The 14,345-nt window shown below is 42.0% G+C and carries 15 protein-coding genes; 10 read left to right on the top strand and 5 right to left on the bottom strand.

All coding sequences use genetic code 11. The features are described 5' to 3' along the window. The first annotated feature begins 178 nt into the window (after positions 1-178). Positions 179-592, top strand: coding sequence for a DUF1033 family protein (locus D3H55_RS08270; protein WP_119546434.1), 414 nt, complete (start codon positions 179-181; stop codon positions 590-592). A 72-nt stretch (positions 593-664) separates the two neighbouring features. Here the strand turns inward: D3H55_RS08270 and D3H55_RS08265 are convergent, their stop codons facing one another. From D3H55_RS08265 to D3H55_RS08245, 5 genes are all read right to left on the bottom strand, one after another. After that, on the bottom strand, positions 665-1,744 hold the full coding sequence (locus tag D3H55_RS08265; RefSeq protein ID WP_119546433.1) for an AI-2E family transporter: 1,080 nt from the start codon (positions 1,742-1,744) through the stop codon (positions 665-667). Positions 1,745-1,860: 116 nt separating this feature from the next. Beyond that, positions 1,861-3,378, bottom strand: a complete 1,518-nt coding sequence (locus tag D3H55_RS08260) for an HD-GYP domain-containing protein (RefSeq protein ID WP_119546432.1) — start codon at positions 3,376-3,378, stop codon at positions 1,861-1,863. Positions 3,379-3,603: 225 nt separating this feature from the next. Next, positions 3,604-4,767, bottom strand: a complete 1,164-nt coding sequence (locus D3H55_RS08255; protein ID WP_119546431.1) for a Ger(x)C family spore germination protein — start codon at positions 4,765-4,767, stop codon at positions 3,604-3,606. Further along, positions 4,764-5,876 (bottom strand): GerAB/ArcD/ProY family transporter, encoded by a 1,113-nt coding sequence (locus D3H55_RS08250; RefSeq protein WP_119546430.1) that lies wholly within the window; start codon positions 5,874-5,876, stop codon positions 4,764-4,766. The genes D3H55_RS08255 and D3H55_RS08250 overlap by 4 nt, the downstream gene beginning before the upstream one ends. Positions 5,877-5,891: 15 nt before the next feature. After that, positions 5,892-7,412, bottom strand: a complete 1,521-nt coding sequence (locus D3H55_RS08245) for a spore germination protein (protein WP_119546429.1) — start codon at positions 7,410-7,412, stop codon at positions 5,892-5,894. 101 nt (positions 7,413-7,513) lie between these two features. Between D3H55_RS08245 and D3H55_RS08240 the strand changes: the two genes are divergently transcribed. The 9 genes from D3H55_RS08240 to D3H55_RS24110 all read left to right on the top strand — a co-directional run bounded on the left by D3H55_RS08240 (position 7,514) and on the right by D3H55_RS24110 (position 14,002). Then, the gene (locus D3H55_RS08240; RefSeq protein ID WP_119546428.1) at positions 7,514-8,290 is read left to right on the top strand and encodes a nucleotidyltransferase domain-containing protein; all 777 of its coding nucleotides are present in this window, start codon (positions 7,514-7,516) and stop codon (positions 8,288-8,290) included. Positions 8,291-8,330: 40 nt separating this feature from the next. Beyond that, positions 8,331-8,462 carry a YuzL family protein gene (locus tag D3H55_RS08235; RefSeq protein WP_119546427.1) on the top strand — a complete coding sequence of 44 codons (132 nt, stop codon included), beginning with the start codon at positions 8,331-8,333 and terminating at the stop codon, positions 8,460-8,462. Between the two features lie 259 nt (positions 8,463-8,721). Continuing rightward, the gene (locus tag D3H55_RS08230) at positions 8,722-8,922 is read left to right on the top strand and encodes a cold-shock protein (protein ID WP_006834898.1); all 201 of its coding nucleotides are present in this window, start codon (positions 8,722-8,724) and stop codon (positions 8,920-8,922) included. 104 nt (positions 8,923-9,026) lie between these two features. Next, positions 9,027-9,230 (top strand): cold-inducible protein YdjO-related protein, encoded by a 204-nt coding sequence (locus tag D3H55_RS08225; protein WP_119546426.1) that lies wholly within the window; start codon positions 9,027-9,029, stop codon positions 9,228-9,230. A gap of 187 nt (positions 9,231-9,417) precedes the next feature. After that, positions 9,418-10,359: a nucleoside hydrolase gene (locus D3H55_RS08220; protein ID WP_168413000.1), complete on the top strand. Its 942-nt coding sequence runs from the start codon at positions 9,418-9,420 to the stop codon at positions 10,357-10,359. Between the two features lie 95 nt (positions 10,360-10,454). Continuing rightward, the gene (locus D3H55_RS24115) at positions 10,455-10,628 is read left to right on the top strand and encodes a hypothetical protein (RefSeq protein WP_168412999.1); all 174 of its coding nucleotides are present in this window, start codon (positions 10,455-10,457) and stop codon (positions 10,626-10,628) included. A gap of 347 nt (positions 10,629-10,975) precedes the next feature. Beyond that, positions 10,976-13,099 carry a DNA helicase RecQ gene (gene recQ, locus D3H55_RS08215; RefSeq protein WP_119546424.1) on the top strand — a complete coding sequence of 708 codons (2,124 nt, stop codon included), beginning with the start codon at positions 10,976-10,978 and terminating at the stop codon, positions 13,097-13,099. A 136-nt stretch (positions 13,100-13,235) separates the two neighbouring features. Continuing rightward, entirely contained in the window at positions 13,236-13,421 is a 186-nt protein-coding gene (locus tag D3H55_RS08210) for a hypothetical protein (protein ID WP_119546423.1), read from the top strand. Positions 13,422-13,846: 425 nt separating this feature from the next. Continuing rightward, positions 13,847-14,002 (top strand): hypothetical protein, encoded by a 156-nt coding sequence (locus tag D3H55_RS24110; RefSeq protein WP_168412998.1) that lies wholly within the window; start codon positions 13,847-13,849, stop codon positions 14,000-14,002. The last annotated feature ends 343 nt before the right edge of the window (positions 14,003-14,345 follow it).

The following is a 14,345-nucleotide window of genomic DNA, read 5'->3' as shown; positions in this document are numbered from 1 at the left end:
TCCCCCTGTAATACAAAGGTTTTACTCTCGAATAAGAACGAGCCGCTCTTTTCTTGCCTGCTCACAGGGGTTTTCACGACGATTTACAAGAATTTTATTTGAAATTTATATTGAATAGCAACAAAGATTACGAAAAGAGACTAATAATAAGATTACAAAAAGTGAATTTTAAAAGCAGATGATTTTGTATCAGATGAAGAATCTTGTACAATTTATCCGTAGGATTCGGAGGTGTATATTCATGGCATCGTACAGTGTCATCAGGATGTCAGGAGAAGCTGAACCGTGGTGGTTTTTTTCTGACTGGGAAAAAGATATTACAGAAAAAATGGAGTTTACTAATGAAAAGGAAGCATTTGAACAATTTCTTGCTCTTGTTCGTGAGCTTTCCGGTGAATATAAAAATAGAAAGCAAAAAAAGAATACTGTTGCTTTTTGGGATGAGGGTGAAAAGGTATTTTGTGAGTCTTGTGATGATGACCTTCAGATTTATCATGGTCTTATCCTAATGGACGGAAAGGACCTCAAGGTTTTCACTAATGAAGAAAAGCAAGAGCTTCAAACAGTAATGGAAAATGTGGTACCTCGATGAACCCGTAAGTGGGTTTTCGCAATACGCCAAAACAGGGACAACCGGATAAAGGCTGTCCCTGTTTTGGGATGGTTATAGGTTGGTACGCAATTTAATGAACCGGTAAACATGTGTGAAAATGACTTTCAGAATAGCATAAGTTGGCACTGCCAGCAGCAATCCAAGGAAGCCTGCGAACTGACCTGCGGCAACCAGTAATAAAATGATGGTAAGTGGATGGATATCCAGTTTTCTTCCCATTACCTGAGGTGAAATCAGGTTTCCTTCAATCTGCTGCACAACCAGGATGACGATGATCACCCATAGGGCCATGATTGGTTCCTGCAGGAAGCCGACTATCACTGCCGGTACGGAACTGATAAAAGGGCCGACAAAGGGAATGACGTTCGTCAGCATCGTCAGAATGGCGATGACGAGGGAGTAGTCCAATCCGATAATCAAATATCCGATATAAACAAGGACACCTACACAGAAGCTGACGATGACTTGTCCCTGGATATAAGAGCTTAAAGCTTCGTCCATATCTCTCAATACTTTTTTGCCTTCATTTTCATGTTTTTGAGGCACGAGCTTGAGGACCTTTCCCGGCAGCTTGTTTCCATCCTTAAGCATGTAATAAAGGACGAATGGAATGAGAATAATCAATACAATGATATTGGTGATGGTACTGATGATGTTCATCAGATTCGATCCAAGCGTCGTTGCTGCTTCATTCAGATAATCCGTCAGCCTGTTGGTAATCGTTTCGAGCGAGAACCTGTCACTTTCCTGAAAGCGGGAAACCCACTCATTCTGCTGAAGATTCAACAAGGTGTCACGGAATTTCTCAATCAACTGCGGGGTGTTGTCTATGAGGCTGTTTACCTGCTTCTGCAGGATCGGGCCGACATAGAAGAAAACGCCGGTGATCAAACCGATTACAGCAAGATAGAGAAGAAGGATGGCAAATGGTTTGGGCATTTTTTTAGCCAAAAGATTCACCAGCGGCCTTAATAGATAATAAAATATTCCGCCAAGCACAATCGGCCCGAATAATGCTGTTATAAGGACTGTAACGGGCCTAAAGATAAAATCAACTAATGTTCCTAAATAAATTATCAGCAGTATCAGTGCAATTGCATATCCTCTTCGAAACCATTTTCCCTCCGGCATAATTTCACTCCTAAAAAATAATAAAGAGACCATTTGGTGAGTCCCTTTCAGTTATATATTCTCTATTATCATTTCATTAAAACAAAAACGAGGAATTTTCCTCACTAAACAAGCTTCTACCCTGAGGCAGAAGCTTGTTTAGTAGAGGATTGAAAATTATTTCGCACAATCGAAACAAAGTGTGCAACATATTCAGGGTCCCATTGTGTCCCTTTTCCGGATTCCAGTATGGAGAGTGCCTTCGTAATGCTCATTCCTTTTCGGTAAGGTCTGTCGGAGGTCATGGCGTCATAGGCATCCGCTACAGCGATCATCCTGCCGAATTCTGGTATTTGAAGACCTGACAGCCCCTCTGGATATCCTTTTCCGTCAAGCCTTTCATGATGGTATTTTATTCCGGGGAGGATTGGGAGCAGTTCTTCTGTAAGATTTATTCCTTCTAATATGCTGGCGCCGATTACCGGATGTAATTTAATCTGATCGAACTGTTCATCCGTCAGTTTTCCTTCCTTTAATAGAACCTCATCCCTGATCCCTATTTTGCCAATATCATGGAGAAGTGCTGATTTTCTTAGTAATTCGATTTTTGGAAGCGGCCACCGTGCACTTTCGGCAATTTTCACGGAATACTCGGCTACCCGCTGGGAATGGCCAGCGGTATATGGGTCACGAGCATCCAGTGCGGCTGCGATGACATCGAAGAAACTGGTGATCAATTGTTCGTTTTTCTCTTCCTTTTGCTGCAGAGAGACAACCATGTTATTAAACCCATTGATTAGGTCGGAGAATTCGTCTGTGTAGGGATTGACCATTGGTTCAGGCTTTCCGAGTTCTATCCCCCGGAACCCTTCCTGTAATTCTTTGACGGGATCTTCTATGCTCTTGAATATAAGGACTGTGCTGGCAACAGCCATAACGAGGATGATCAGGATCAGGACTCCTGCCCAATTCCAATAATCAGTCTGAGGTTCCAGCGTGATGGACAGTCGCACCTGCAGAGCAAGGCTGAACAATAATACAGGAAAAAGTGCCAGAAAAAGCGAACCTGCCAAAAGTTTCCTTTTTAAACTGAGGTGAAACTGTTTCTCCTTCAAAAAATCTATATTATATAATTGCAAAGCTTTAGCGGCTATGTCGGATGATACCGGTGCAGCGGTCCTGAAGGTCAGGTGAAATTCAATGAGCGCATGCATGGAAGCTATTAAAAAAGCTCCTGCCCAAGCATATCCTATGTATGAATAAGGGATACTCAAATGGCCGCTTCGAATAAATAGATAGCTAAGGGAAGTTGCGGGAATCGCCAATCCTAGGAAATGCGGAAGCATGATCCGCCTGACCGTCAGCAAAGGGAAATGCAAGCTGTGTATGTAGGCCTTCCTTAGCACTTCAAGAGAGTGATCCTGCTTTCGGTAAACGGCCTTCAAAGGTGCGATATGCCTGCTGTAGACCAGATACTCGGCTGTAAACATAAACAGGAGTGAAATCGAAATTATGAGGATCATATATTGAGACTGCCTGCCGGGAAGATCAAGAGTCTGAAAAATGAAAACAGATCCGACTCCAAGTACGGCTATTAGGGAGCCGAAAATGTAATTAATGAACATTCTTTTTTGAAAAGCGGGGAATAGAGCCATGTAGTCCTCCTGACTATGCTGTTGATGTAATTATAATGCAAAGTCAGGAGGTTTGGTATACTCAATTAGAGGGTGAGAGAGTAAAGAATGCAAACTTTCCTTTAAGCTGCTGCAATACAACAAAAGTAGAAGAACAGCAGTCTGATTGATATGCCTTGAGACACGAGAGCTGAGCCTGTTCGTGCACCGGCGGTTTCTAAGGATTGTCATTCTTTCTAAATAGTCTTAATCAATGATTCCTGTACGGACAATTTTTAAATCAACATCCAAATCAAATTCGGCTGAAGGATATTTTTCCGCCCACATTTTCTTGGTCACTTCTCTGCCTCTGACAGAAGCCCGGTAATAAGAGCCAAAGCCGATCGGGTCTGACCCGGTTTCTTGTATTTCTTCAAGGACCTCCATCCCCTTTTTCTCTAACGATTTCTCAATTTCCTCTTCCAGTTTTCTTAACACAGGTGCTTCTGATAAATTAAGGGGAACAGTCATTTCCAGGATCCTTGACTCCAGTTTCAATTTTATTTCGTAGGAAGGCTTTTGTTTGTCTTTCAATTTGATTTTATAACTATTTTTAATATTATCCAGGGTGATATTTATGTCTTTTATTTCATCTTCCTCGTCAGACTCTATGCTGCTATTCTGGGCGTCCTTAATTTCTTTGTAAAACTCGTCCTTTGGCACCTCCACTTCCACACTTCCCGTTTTGATGCTGTCCATCAAGGATCTTACATAAAAAATCTTGCTTCTGTCCAAGAGGGCCACCTGCTTATCATCTGAAAATAGTGCAAAACCTTTGATGCCGACTTTTTGCTCCATTATTGAAAAATAGGGAAGGATGGCATCTTTGCCAACCGAACCGTATCTTGTCAAGAATTCCTGAAGGGTCGGATTGGGTATCGCTTCATTTTCAATGTTAAGCAGGATAAGGTTATAGAGGTAGGTTCCCATATTAGTGGGCTGGCTTTTTGGCTGATAAGATAAAATTTCCCTGGCACTTGGGTCAGCCACTCCTAAATAGGTCATATTTCCTATTGTTGCATCCCTCGAGAGGGAATCCACCAATGAGCTGATGCCATCCCTGGCTATCTCTTCCCCGTAAAGTGCCACACGGAGCTGGCCGGAAACGAGATTGTGGTCGGTCTCCATATTAGCAGACAGCCTGATGCCTTTACTTGTATCCGCTTCACCTGTAATAACCGTTGACAGATTTTGCATTGATGGATTGAACTGGTAAAAAACAAGGGTGCCGGCAATTTTATTTTTTGCATCAGACTTGTCGTACCCTACACCGGTAATCAATCCCTGCTTTTCAAGGTACCTTGTTTCGACACAGCCGCCAAGGAGAAGGGATGCTGATAAAATCACTGTTAGGAAAAGCATCTTCCTCATGCAGATCCTCCTTTTTGTTTCTTGAAGATATTTTTAGCGAAGACCAGCGACAGTAGTATGGCTGGATATACAAAAGTCAATCCAAAGCTTACGGTCGCCACTCTGTCAGTAAATATATTCATTTCAACCCTTTGATCAATGAGAAAATTACCCAGCCATATCAATACAGCGAAAACATAAATCATCTTTCTTTGCTTTAAGCCGAAAACCATTTTTAAGCCCCTGGTTGCAGCCCAGAAGTACAGGCATATATTCGGCAGTACGATGAGCATCCAGTAGGAGACAGCGATGAACTCAAACCGTTCCAAGTTTGGTATCCTCACAATCTTGAACATTGAGAGGACTGGCCAAATCGTCTTCTCGAGTGTCATATCTGAGAAAAAACCAATGGAAACAAATGTAACAACAAAATAAATCACTGTGGTATAAGCTATTCCGAATAGTGAATACTTCAATACTTTCTTTTTGTCTTTTATGTATGGATAAAAAAATAGTAAAAGCTCAAAGCCAATAACTGAAAAAGAGGTTTTATAAACACCCATTCCTATTTCTTTAAAGCTGTGGTTCCAGATAGGGAAGAAGTGTGTATAATCCATATATTGCAAAGGTACGGAAATAATGAATACAAGCCAGGCTGTAAGGATGAAGGTTATAAAACATACCCCCACAATGATCCTTACACCGCCTAAAACGGCATAAACTGTAAGGAAGATGAGCAGGCCGGATAGTAACCATGTAGGCATTTGCGGGAAAATCCAGGCCTGAACCATTTCTGTATAGTGCATGATCACAAGATAGGCAATCACAAACAGATAACCCATATATAAGATGCTGAAAAAGGAACCGACCCACTTCCCGAAAACATCCTTATGGATCCCATATAGGTCAGCGCTTTCGTATTTCTTAAGTAATATAACGATACATAGGATGGCAAAAGCCAATAGAAAACCGGACAGCAGGACGGAAATCCAGGCATCATGCCCTGCTTCAAGAAAAATGATGCGCGGAAGACCTGCAATGCCAACGCCGGTTTGAGCAACATGTATGACAAACATGATGAAAAACGAGTTAAACATGAGAGAGTTTGGAGGATCAACATTAATTTTCATAGACACAACCCTTTTTTATTCGTCTACGTCTTTCTTTTCCGTTTTCTTTTTAGCTTTCATTTTCTCCGAGTCGATGGTCGAATTGGCTTCAGGCCTTTTTCCCATATATTGAAAAGGCATTCTTATCAAACTGTATTTCAAATCGGCTATCGTCAGCGGGTAAATTGGGGAAAGATACGGCCTGCCGAGTGTTGTCAGTTTCAATAAGTGAATCAGCAGGAAAGAGAAGGCGAAAACAATTCCCACACCGCCGTATAGTCCGGCCAATATGATGACTGGAAACCGGATGATCCGGACCGCGGTCCCGATTGCGTAACTTGGTGCTGTGAAGGACCCCAGGGCACTGATTGCAATTATGATGATTAAAATGTTGCTCGTGAAACCGGCTTCCACTGCTGCCTGTCCGATGACGATACCTCCTACGATACCCATCGTCTGTCCAACTTTTGTAGGCAGGCGCGCACCTGCCTCGCGCAGCAATTCAATGATGAATTCAAGCAGGAGGGCTTCAAACACTGGCGGAAAGGGCACCTTTGAACGTGATTCCCCCAGTGACACAAGGAGGGAAGATGGAATGACTTCATAATGATAGGTAAGAACGGCAACATATGCAGGTGTCAGCAGTACCGAAAGGAAGATAGCAATGAATCTCAGCACTCTCAAAAAGGTTCCCATATTCCATCGCATATAGATATCTTCCGTTGATTCGAAGAAATTAAGAAATGTGGAGGGACCTATGATGGCTTGAGGGCTCCTATCTACCAGGATCCCGATTTTTCCGTGTAATAGGGATATGCTGAAACGATCGGGCAGCTCAGTCGTCACAAGCTGCGGAAACACCGTATAGGAATTATCTTCTATCATCTGGGCAAGGACAGAACTGTCCATAATGCTGTCGACTTCAAGATCTTTTATACGCTGCCTGAAGGTATTTACATTCTCTTCTTCAGCAATATCTTTGATATAGATGAGATAGGTCTTTGTTTTCACCCTGGAACCAAGTACAAACTCCTCGACACAAAGATTGGGATCATTGATGTTGGTTCGGATGACATTCATGTTTGTTGATAAACTTTCAGTGAAAGCAACTTTTGGGCCAAAGACAAGTGATTCTGTTTCAGCCTTCTCCAAAGAACGGCTTGCCTTCTCGGAAATATCCGCCAGGACACCGCAGGGCTGGCCCTCAGCATAGATATAGGCATTCCCGTTAAGGATGGCTTCTGTTATATCGATAAGTCTATTCGTTACGGAGATCTTCCCGATGTTGATATTATTTGCGATGGACTTAGGATCGGGTTCGTCTGCAGTCCTTTCCAGCGGTTTGACAATATGTTGATGAAGTTGGTCTGTATTTATGATATTTTCTAAATAGATGATCAATATATGGTGGTGCTCTTTTTCAATTTTATGAAAAGCTAGATCATCACTTTGTTTTAAGGAGTCTTTTAATTCTTCTTTGAGATCATCGAAGTTGAGGCTGTGGGCAATCGATTTTTCTTCCTCTCTTCGTTTCTTTTCCCGCCACTTGAAAACCATGCCCGAAACACCCTTAACTAGAATTTTTTAGTATTTTGTCCAGCAAGCCGCAAATTATTACCGTTTGTTTTATTGAATACAAAACAGAAAGAAGGAGAGTCATGGAGAACTGGAGAGCAGCACTGGAACGATTTATGGAGGAATGGCCCTATCCTTACGCACTGGCCGGAGTATTGGTCTGCGGGAGTTATATCACTGGTAACCCGTCCGAACGGTCTGATATCGATGTACATATGGTTTTAAAAGAAGGAGTAGAATGGAGGGAACGTGGAAACCGGATCATCGATGGTTACTTGATTGAATATTTTAGTAATTCTCCCGCCCAAATCCGCAGCTACTTTGAAGAGGATCATCAAGAAAGAAGCACACATGCAGCTGTCCAATTTGCAACCGGGGAAGTGCTGATGGACAGGGAAGGAACAATTTCACTTTTAAAGCAGGAGGCATTGGGATGGCTGAAGAAACCGTTTGAAAAAACAGGGGAAACTGGTCTGGAATTTATGAAATACGGGCTTTGGGATACTCTTGATAATTTAGAGGATCTCTATGAAAAAGGTGCAGTTGAATGGGAGTTTGTTTACCATAATTCATTAAATGCCCTTTTTGATGAGTACTGCCGATTTCTTTCAGTTGAACATATCCCCTATTATCAGATCGGCTCATATTTGAATGAAGACAACTACTTGAAGAAGTACTTAAAATCTCCCTTTCCAGATGATGAATTTGCCCGCTTATTCCGGGAGGCATTGATTGCTGCGGATAGAAGGCAGAAAATCTGGTTATTCAAAAAGTTATACAGCCGCGTGCTTAATCAACTGGGCGGCTTTTCGATCGACGGATGGAAGGTGAAGACACCTGCAGGAAATTCAGTGACATAAGTCTAAGGGAAATTGTCATACTAAGCATGAGGTGATAACTATGGCAAAGAAGAAACAAGACCCGTCCAAAGCCGGGCTGGGATCTGCCCAGGTAGAGGGACAGGGTACCACAGCCAATGAACTTCCCGGCGGGGTCAAAGCGGAGTCCTCGAGAAAGAGGAATAAGAAATAATTGTGGGAGGTTCTCTGATGGCCTCTCCTTCCCGGGTTGAACCGGAAACCATTACCATTTACTTATTTGACAAAATCAATTAATGTACTATAATAGGAGTATCAGAATTAATATCAGGCACATTGCAAAAGAGCCGGAAGCTATTCACATATTATAAAAAGTGATCGCCTTTCTCAGCCGGTACTTTTTATAATATGTGAATTTTTATTTCAAAAGAGTAACATATTAAATTTTTTTCATTTTTTGGAGGTTTCTATTCATGAAACAAGGTACAGTTAAATGGTTCAACGCAGAAAAAGGCTTCGGTTTCATCGAAGTTGAAGGCGAAAACGACGTATTCGTTCACTTCAGTGCTATCACTGGCGAAGGTTTCAAATCACTTGACGAGGGCCAGCGTGTGGAATTCGAAGTTGTTGAAGGCAACCGCGGACCACAAGCAGCTAACGTTGTAAAATTATAATTTAGTGCGCTGAGGCTCAAAAATAGCTACCCACCGGAAACAGGGTAGCTATTTTAGTAACAGCTGATTCACCCGTTTGGAATGAAAAAGGAGGTAATGACACGATGGCGTTTGGAAGAAGAAATGAAGAAGAAATCAAAACAGAGGAAACAAAGATTTGGAAATGTTCATCTGAAGATTGCAAAGGCTGGATGAGGGATAACTTTAAAAGCGAAGAAACACCTCACTGCCCGATTTGCAAAAGCGAAATGGTCCCTTCATCAGAAGTTCTTCAAGTTGTGGATAATCCTCATCCGACAACAAAATAGTACCGTGATCATTCAACTTCCTATTACTGTAGGAAGTTTTTTATTTGTTGTTGCACTTTAGCGCTTTAACGCAGCCGGGGACTGTCCCCGGCTGCGTTAAAGTGTTAAAGTGTATGATTTACGGCTAAAATCTTCTTCTGTTGAATATGCTGTGATGATAGGGAGTTTCTCGAAAGGGGAAGTTTGCATGAAGAAAGTTGTGCTATTTGCAGACCCGGGTATAGATGATACATTTGCCATCATATATGCTTTAAGCAGTCCGGATATTCAACTGATGGCAGTCGTGACAGGCTTTGGGAATGTCAGCAAAGAGGATGCAACCAAAAACGCTGCTTACATCCTTTCACTCGCAGGCAGGGAAGACATACCCGTCATCACAGGGGCATCAAGGCCATTGACGGGGGAATATGAACCCTTTTATCCGGAAATTCATGGAGAAGACGGCATCGGCCCCGTGCAGATCCCTGAATCTTTTACGTATGCAGCCAAGCCTTTCAGCTCGATCCTCGATATTACATCCAGCAATAAAGATCTGTATTTTGTTGATATCGGCCGGAACACATCAATGGCCCTTTCCTTTAACCTCTACCCTTTCATCAAAGAAAGTATTAAAGAAGTTTACCTTATGGGAGGGGCTTTTCTTGTCCCGGGAAACGTCACAGAAATAGCAGAAGCCAATTTTCACGGAGACCCGACGGCAACCAATTTCGTTTTGGAATCGGGACTCCCTGTTTATGTGGCTCCATTAAATGTGACTCAGTATGCTCAATTGAAGGAAGAACATATCAGGCTGCTTGCCCAAAAAAGCAAAAACCCGTTCAAGAACATCTTCAAACCGATTTTCGATTTTTACCAAGCAGCATATGAAAAGCTGCAGCCAGACTTGGAAGGTGTGCCCCTCCATGATTTATACACTTTGTATTTGCTGTCCAACCTGAAAAACACGACAATCATACAGAAGAAAATCTTCATATCAACTGATAAACCAACTCAGGGATTTACGTATGCAGACTTCAGGAATATGGAAAACGAACCAAAATCGAATCACTTTATAAACATCAATTTTAAATATGAGGATTATGTGAAAAATGTGTTGAGTATTTTATTAGAAGAAATTAAAGGGAAATAAGTCATTTGCCTAAACGATATGCCTCTTCTTGAATAGTATGTAATGTCGATTACCTGCCGGCCTATACCGGAAGCATATACGAAGGAGGCATATCCATGTCAAAGAAAAACGTTGATATAGAAGCAGAAGTGAAATCTGCTGAAGAAAAACCAAGCCATAATATTTGGGATGTATTTTGGAGAGGGGTCCCAAAAGCAGAAGAGGAAGAAGTTGAAACATCTCAGGAAGAGAAATCAGAAGACGAACAGCCTCGTTTTCGCTGGTTCTAATCATTGATAATAAAGGCCTGTTGAATTGATCAACGGGTCTTTTTTTTATTGGCTCCGGAGAATCACTAAAATAAGAGGGGTCTTTTTTTTGAGAAAACCATGGCATACAGGTTGAAATATCCGGTAGGCGGGGTTTCTTGGAAAGTACAATAAATGAGAGCCCTTTTTAACACTCCTGAAAGTGTCCTCGTGGATTTGAAAATGGGATGCTTCTATGAGACTCCTGTTTATGGAAGAAAAAATGAACAATTCTCCTGCATTCATCGACCATAAAGGTTCTGGGGTTTATAATGGGTATATAGATAACGAACAAGCTAATTTGTTTAATATAAGGGGTTTTCCATGCAATGAATATCTTTCATGCAAAAAATTATTTAAAAGAATACTTTGGCTACGAGAATTTCCGGCCGGGTCAGGATGAAATCATACAAAGTGTGGTGTTTGGCAACAATACAGCCGGGATCATGCCTACAGGCGGAGGGAAATCAATCTGTTACCAGATTCCGGCGCTACTCCTGGAAGGGATAACACTGGTCGTCTCTCCTTTAATATCTTTGATGAAAGACCAAGTCGATGCATTGAATCAGACAGGCATCGCAGCAACATTTATCAACAGCTCGTTGACACAGGGAGAAATTGAACGGAGGCTGAGTGAAGCTGAGCTTGGAGTCTACAAGCTGATTTACATTGCACCTGAGAGACTGGAATCTCCCTATTTTGTAAAGTATTTAAAGGATCTTCCAATACCTCTTGTGGCAGTTGATGAAGCTCATTGTATATCACAATGGGGTCATGACTTCAGGCCGAGTTATTTGAAAATCAGCGATCTGCTTAAGGAGCTTCCGAGCAATCCGGTAGTCCTGGCACTGACAGCAACAGCAACACCGCAAGTGCAGAATGACATATGCAGCTCCCTGGAGGTTGAAGAAGAAAACACCTATATCACTGGATTTTCAAGGGAAAACTTATCCTTCAAGGTCATTAAAGGACAGGACAGGAGCCAGTATGCTCAGAATTATGTAAAAACCAATGAGGATGAGTCCGGGATCATCTACGCAGCAACCAGAAAAGAAGTGGATTCCCTATACAATAAATTGAAGCGACAGGGAGTTTCTGTTGGGAAATACCATGGCGGTATGAGTGATATCGAGCGCAATGAAATGCAGGAAGAATTCCTGAAGGATAATATCCAGGTCATAGTGGCAACGAACGCGTTCGGAATGGGAATCAATAAATCAAACGTCCGCTATGTACTTCATTATCAGCTTCCGAAGAATATGGAAAGCTATTACCAGGAAGCGGGAAGGGCCGGCCGTGACGGTGGGGAAAGTGAGTGCATCGTGCTTTACTCACCACAGGATGTCCAAATCCAGCGATTTCTGATATCGCAGAACACCCAGGATCCTGCGCGGCATACTCAGGAGCTGCTGAAATTAAGGCAAATGGTGGACTACTGCCATACGGAAGGATGCCTTCAGGAGTATATCCTTCATTACTTCGGTGATGAAAACGCAGAGCCGTGCGGCAAGTGCAGCAACTGTACAGATGATCGCCAGGCAGTCGAAGTCACAAGGGAAACCCAGATGGTCCTTTCCTGTATGATCAGGATGGGAGAAAGGTTCGGTAATTCTTTGGTGAGCCAGGTTCTTGCAGGCTCGAGGAATAAAAAAATAAAAGAGTTCGGTTTCGAGAAGCTATCGACTTACGGCTTGATGAAAGAGCAAAAACAGAAGGATATCAGCCACTTCATTGACTTCTTGATTTCAGAAGACTACATAACGGTGGTAAGCGGGACGTTTCCGGTATTAAAGGTAAGCCAAAGAGGAAAGAATGTCCTTCAGGGAAAAGAAACCGTCATGCGCAAAGAAACCATGAAAGTGGAAAAAGTGGTGCATCAAGAAAATGATGAATTATTCCAGACATTAAGAGCAATCAGAAAAGAACTGGCTGACTCAGAGGGAGTGCCCCCATTTGTAATCTTCTCGGATGAAACGCTTAGGGACATGGGCAGAAAGCTTCCAACCGACAGTGCAGGATTCCTCGAAGTAAAAGGAGTGGGTTCCCATAAAAACGAAAAGTATGGTTCCCGCTTCTTACAGGCAATCGCAGAGCACAGAAAAGCTGACGAGACAAAGGAAGAAAAGATTGAGACCAGCAATAAAAAAGAGGAAGAGCCTTCCTATCTTGTAACCTATCAATTATTTTCCGAAGGCAGTGACCTTGAAGAAATAGCAAAAGAGAGAAGCCTTTCACTCACAACTGTCCAAAATCATATCCTTCAATCTATAGAAGAGGGAATGGCAGTAAATACGAGCAACTTCCTCACCGATGAAGAAAGAAGGGCGATTGAGCTTGCCATTGAAAAGGCAGGACCTGAAAAGCTTAAACCGATCAAAGAGGAGCTGCCTGAAGAAATCAGCTACTTCCAGATTAAAATATTCCTTCATGAAAAAGTCATGGCTGTGAAATGAGACCTCGAAAGCATGCTCGGATTAACCTTTCTTATAATCCTGCCTGTTTTCTTTCCAGCAGGAATTTATCATTATTTGTATAAGTTCAAATGCCATTACAGATAATACCCCTATAACAAAATTTGGGGGTTTTAAAATGGAAGAGGCAGCTACGAATGCAAATGGAATGAGCACATCCAATAAGGTGAACCTCTCAGGTCTTGGTTTTGGAGCAATAGTACTAACCACTGTCTATACGGCGGTTTTAGCTTCGCAGTTGATGGCTACCAAACATAAAGTCGATTACCTTTATTACAAAGAATTAACACAAAAGAACAGCTAAATAAAGACGGTGATTTTTCACCGTCTTTATTTATGTAAAACAGCAATTGGAACTGACCTGCTCCGATAATGAGTATCCTTTATTTACAATTTCTTCATATTAACTTTTCTTAAAGGTTCATCTTCCCATTAACAGATTGCACAATTGACAAGTCATTTAATACTATAAATAGCAACTCTTTTTTCAGGGGGACAAATATTTTGTCAGCTTGATGATTGAGGGGCTATTTGATTTGCTATCTTACTATAAAATCAAAAATATACATTGTTTTAACAACAAATAAAGCATGAAAATTCATCTGCTGATTAGCCAGATATTTGCGATGGTATTTCTATTTTCTATACCAATACGGAACCACTTAGACTAACTCTAATATGTGTTAACAAACCTGCAGAATTCATCATTTGTTGAATATAGAGCCTGTGATGGCAGAAAAGCGGTGCAATTCCTGCATCATACAGTATAGGTTGGCCGGTGATGTAGGAAAAGCGGGTGAATTGGTACATCATTCAGGAAGGGAAAGCTATGATGCCGGAAAAACGGTGCAATACCTGCATCATACAGAAAAGAAGAGCAGATGATGTAGGAAAAGTGGGTGAATTAGTACATCATTCGTAAAGGAAAAGCCTATGATGCCGGAAAAGCGGTGCAATTCCTGCATCATACAGAAAAGAAGAGCAGATGATGTAGGAAAAGCGGGTGAATTGGTACATCATTCGTGAAGGGAAGAGCGGATGATGCCGGAAAAGCAGATGAATTGGTACATCATTCGTGAAGGGAAGAGCGGATGATGCCGGAAAAGCGGGTGAATTGGTACATCATTCATGAAGGGAAGAGCGGATGATGCCGGAAAAGCGGGTGAATTGGTACATCATTCATGAAGGGAAGAGCGGATGATGCCGGAAAAACGGAGCAATTCCTACA

It is taken from the genome of Bacillus salacetis, from assembly GCF_003581585.1.
GTDB classification, from domain to species: Bacteria; Bacillota; Bacilli; order Bacillales; family Bacillaceae_B; genus Rossellomorea; species Rossellomorea salacetis.
The sequence above is the reverse complement of the archived record's forward strand: the minus strand, read 5'-3'. Positions and strand labels throughout refer to the sequence as shown.

Coding starts and splice junctions, on each gene's coding strand:
- D3H55_RS08270 (WP_119546434.1), top strand. CDS start 179: ATGATTTTGTATCAGATGAAGAATCTTGTACAATTTATCCGTAGGATT.
- D3H55_RS08265 (WP_119546433.1), bottom strand. CDS start 1,744: ATGCCGGAGGGAAAATGGTTTCGAAGAGGATATGCAATTGCACTGATA.
- D3H55_RS08260 (WP_119546432.1), bottom strand. CDS start 3,378: ATGGCTCTATTCCCCGCTTTTCAAAAAAGAATGTTCATTAATTACATT.
- D3H55_RS08255 (WP_119546431.1), bottom strand. CDS start 4,767: ATGAGGAAGATGCTTTTCCTAACAGTGATTTTATCAGCATCCCTTCTC.
- D3H55_RS08250 (WP_119546430.1), bottom strand. CDS start 5,876: ATGAAAATTAATGTTGATCCTCCAAACTCTCTCATGTTTAACTCGTTT.
- D3H55_RS08245 (WP_119546429.1), bottom strand. CDS start 7,412: ATGGTTTTCAAGTGGCGGGAAAAGAAACGAAGAGAGGAAGAAAAATCG.
- D3H55_RS08240 (WP_119546428.1), top strand. CDS start 7,514: ATGGAGAACTGGAGAGCAGCACTGGAACGATTTATGGAGGAATGGCCC.
- D3H55_RS08235 (WP_119546427.1), top strand. CDS start 8,331: ATGGCAAAGAAGAAACAAGACCCGTCCAAAGCCGGGCTGGGATCTGCC.
- D3H55_RS08230 (WP_006834898.1), top strand. CDS start 8,722: ATGAAACAAGGTACAGTTAAATGGTTCAACGCAGAAAAAGGCTTCGGT.
- D3H55_RS08225 (WP_119546426.1), top strand. CDS start 9,027: ATGGCGTTTGGAAGAAGAAATGAAGAAGAAATCAAAACAGAGGAAACA.
- D3H55_RS08220 (WP_168413000.1), top strand. CDS start 9,418: ATGAAGAAAGTTGTGCTATTTGCAGACCCGGGTATAGATGATACATTT.
- D3H55_RS24115 (WP_168412999.1), top strand. CDS start 10,455: ATGTCAAAGAAAAACGTTGATATAGAAGCAGAAGTGAAATCTGCTGAA.
- recQ (WP_119546424.1), top strand. CDS start 10,976: ATGAATATCTTTCATGCAAAAAATTATTTAAAAGAATACTTTGGCTAC.
- D3H55_RS08210 (WP_119546423.1), top strand. CDS start 13,236: ATGGAAGAGGCAGCTACGAATGCAAATGGAATGAGCACATCCAATAAG.
- D3H55_RS24110 (WP_168412998.1), top strand. CDS start 13,847: ATGGCAGAAAAGCGGTGCAATTCCTGCATCATACAGTATAGGTTGGCC.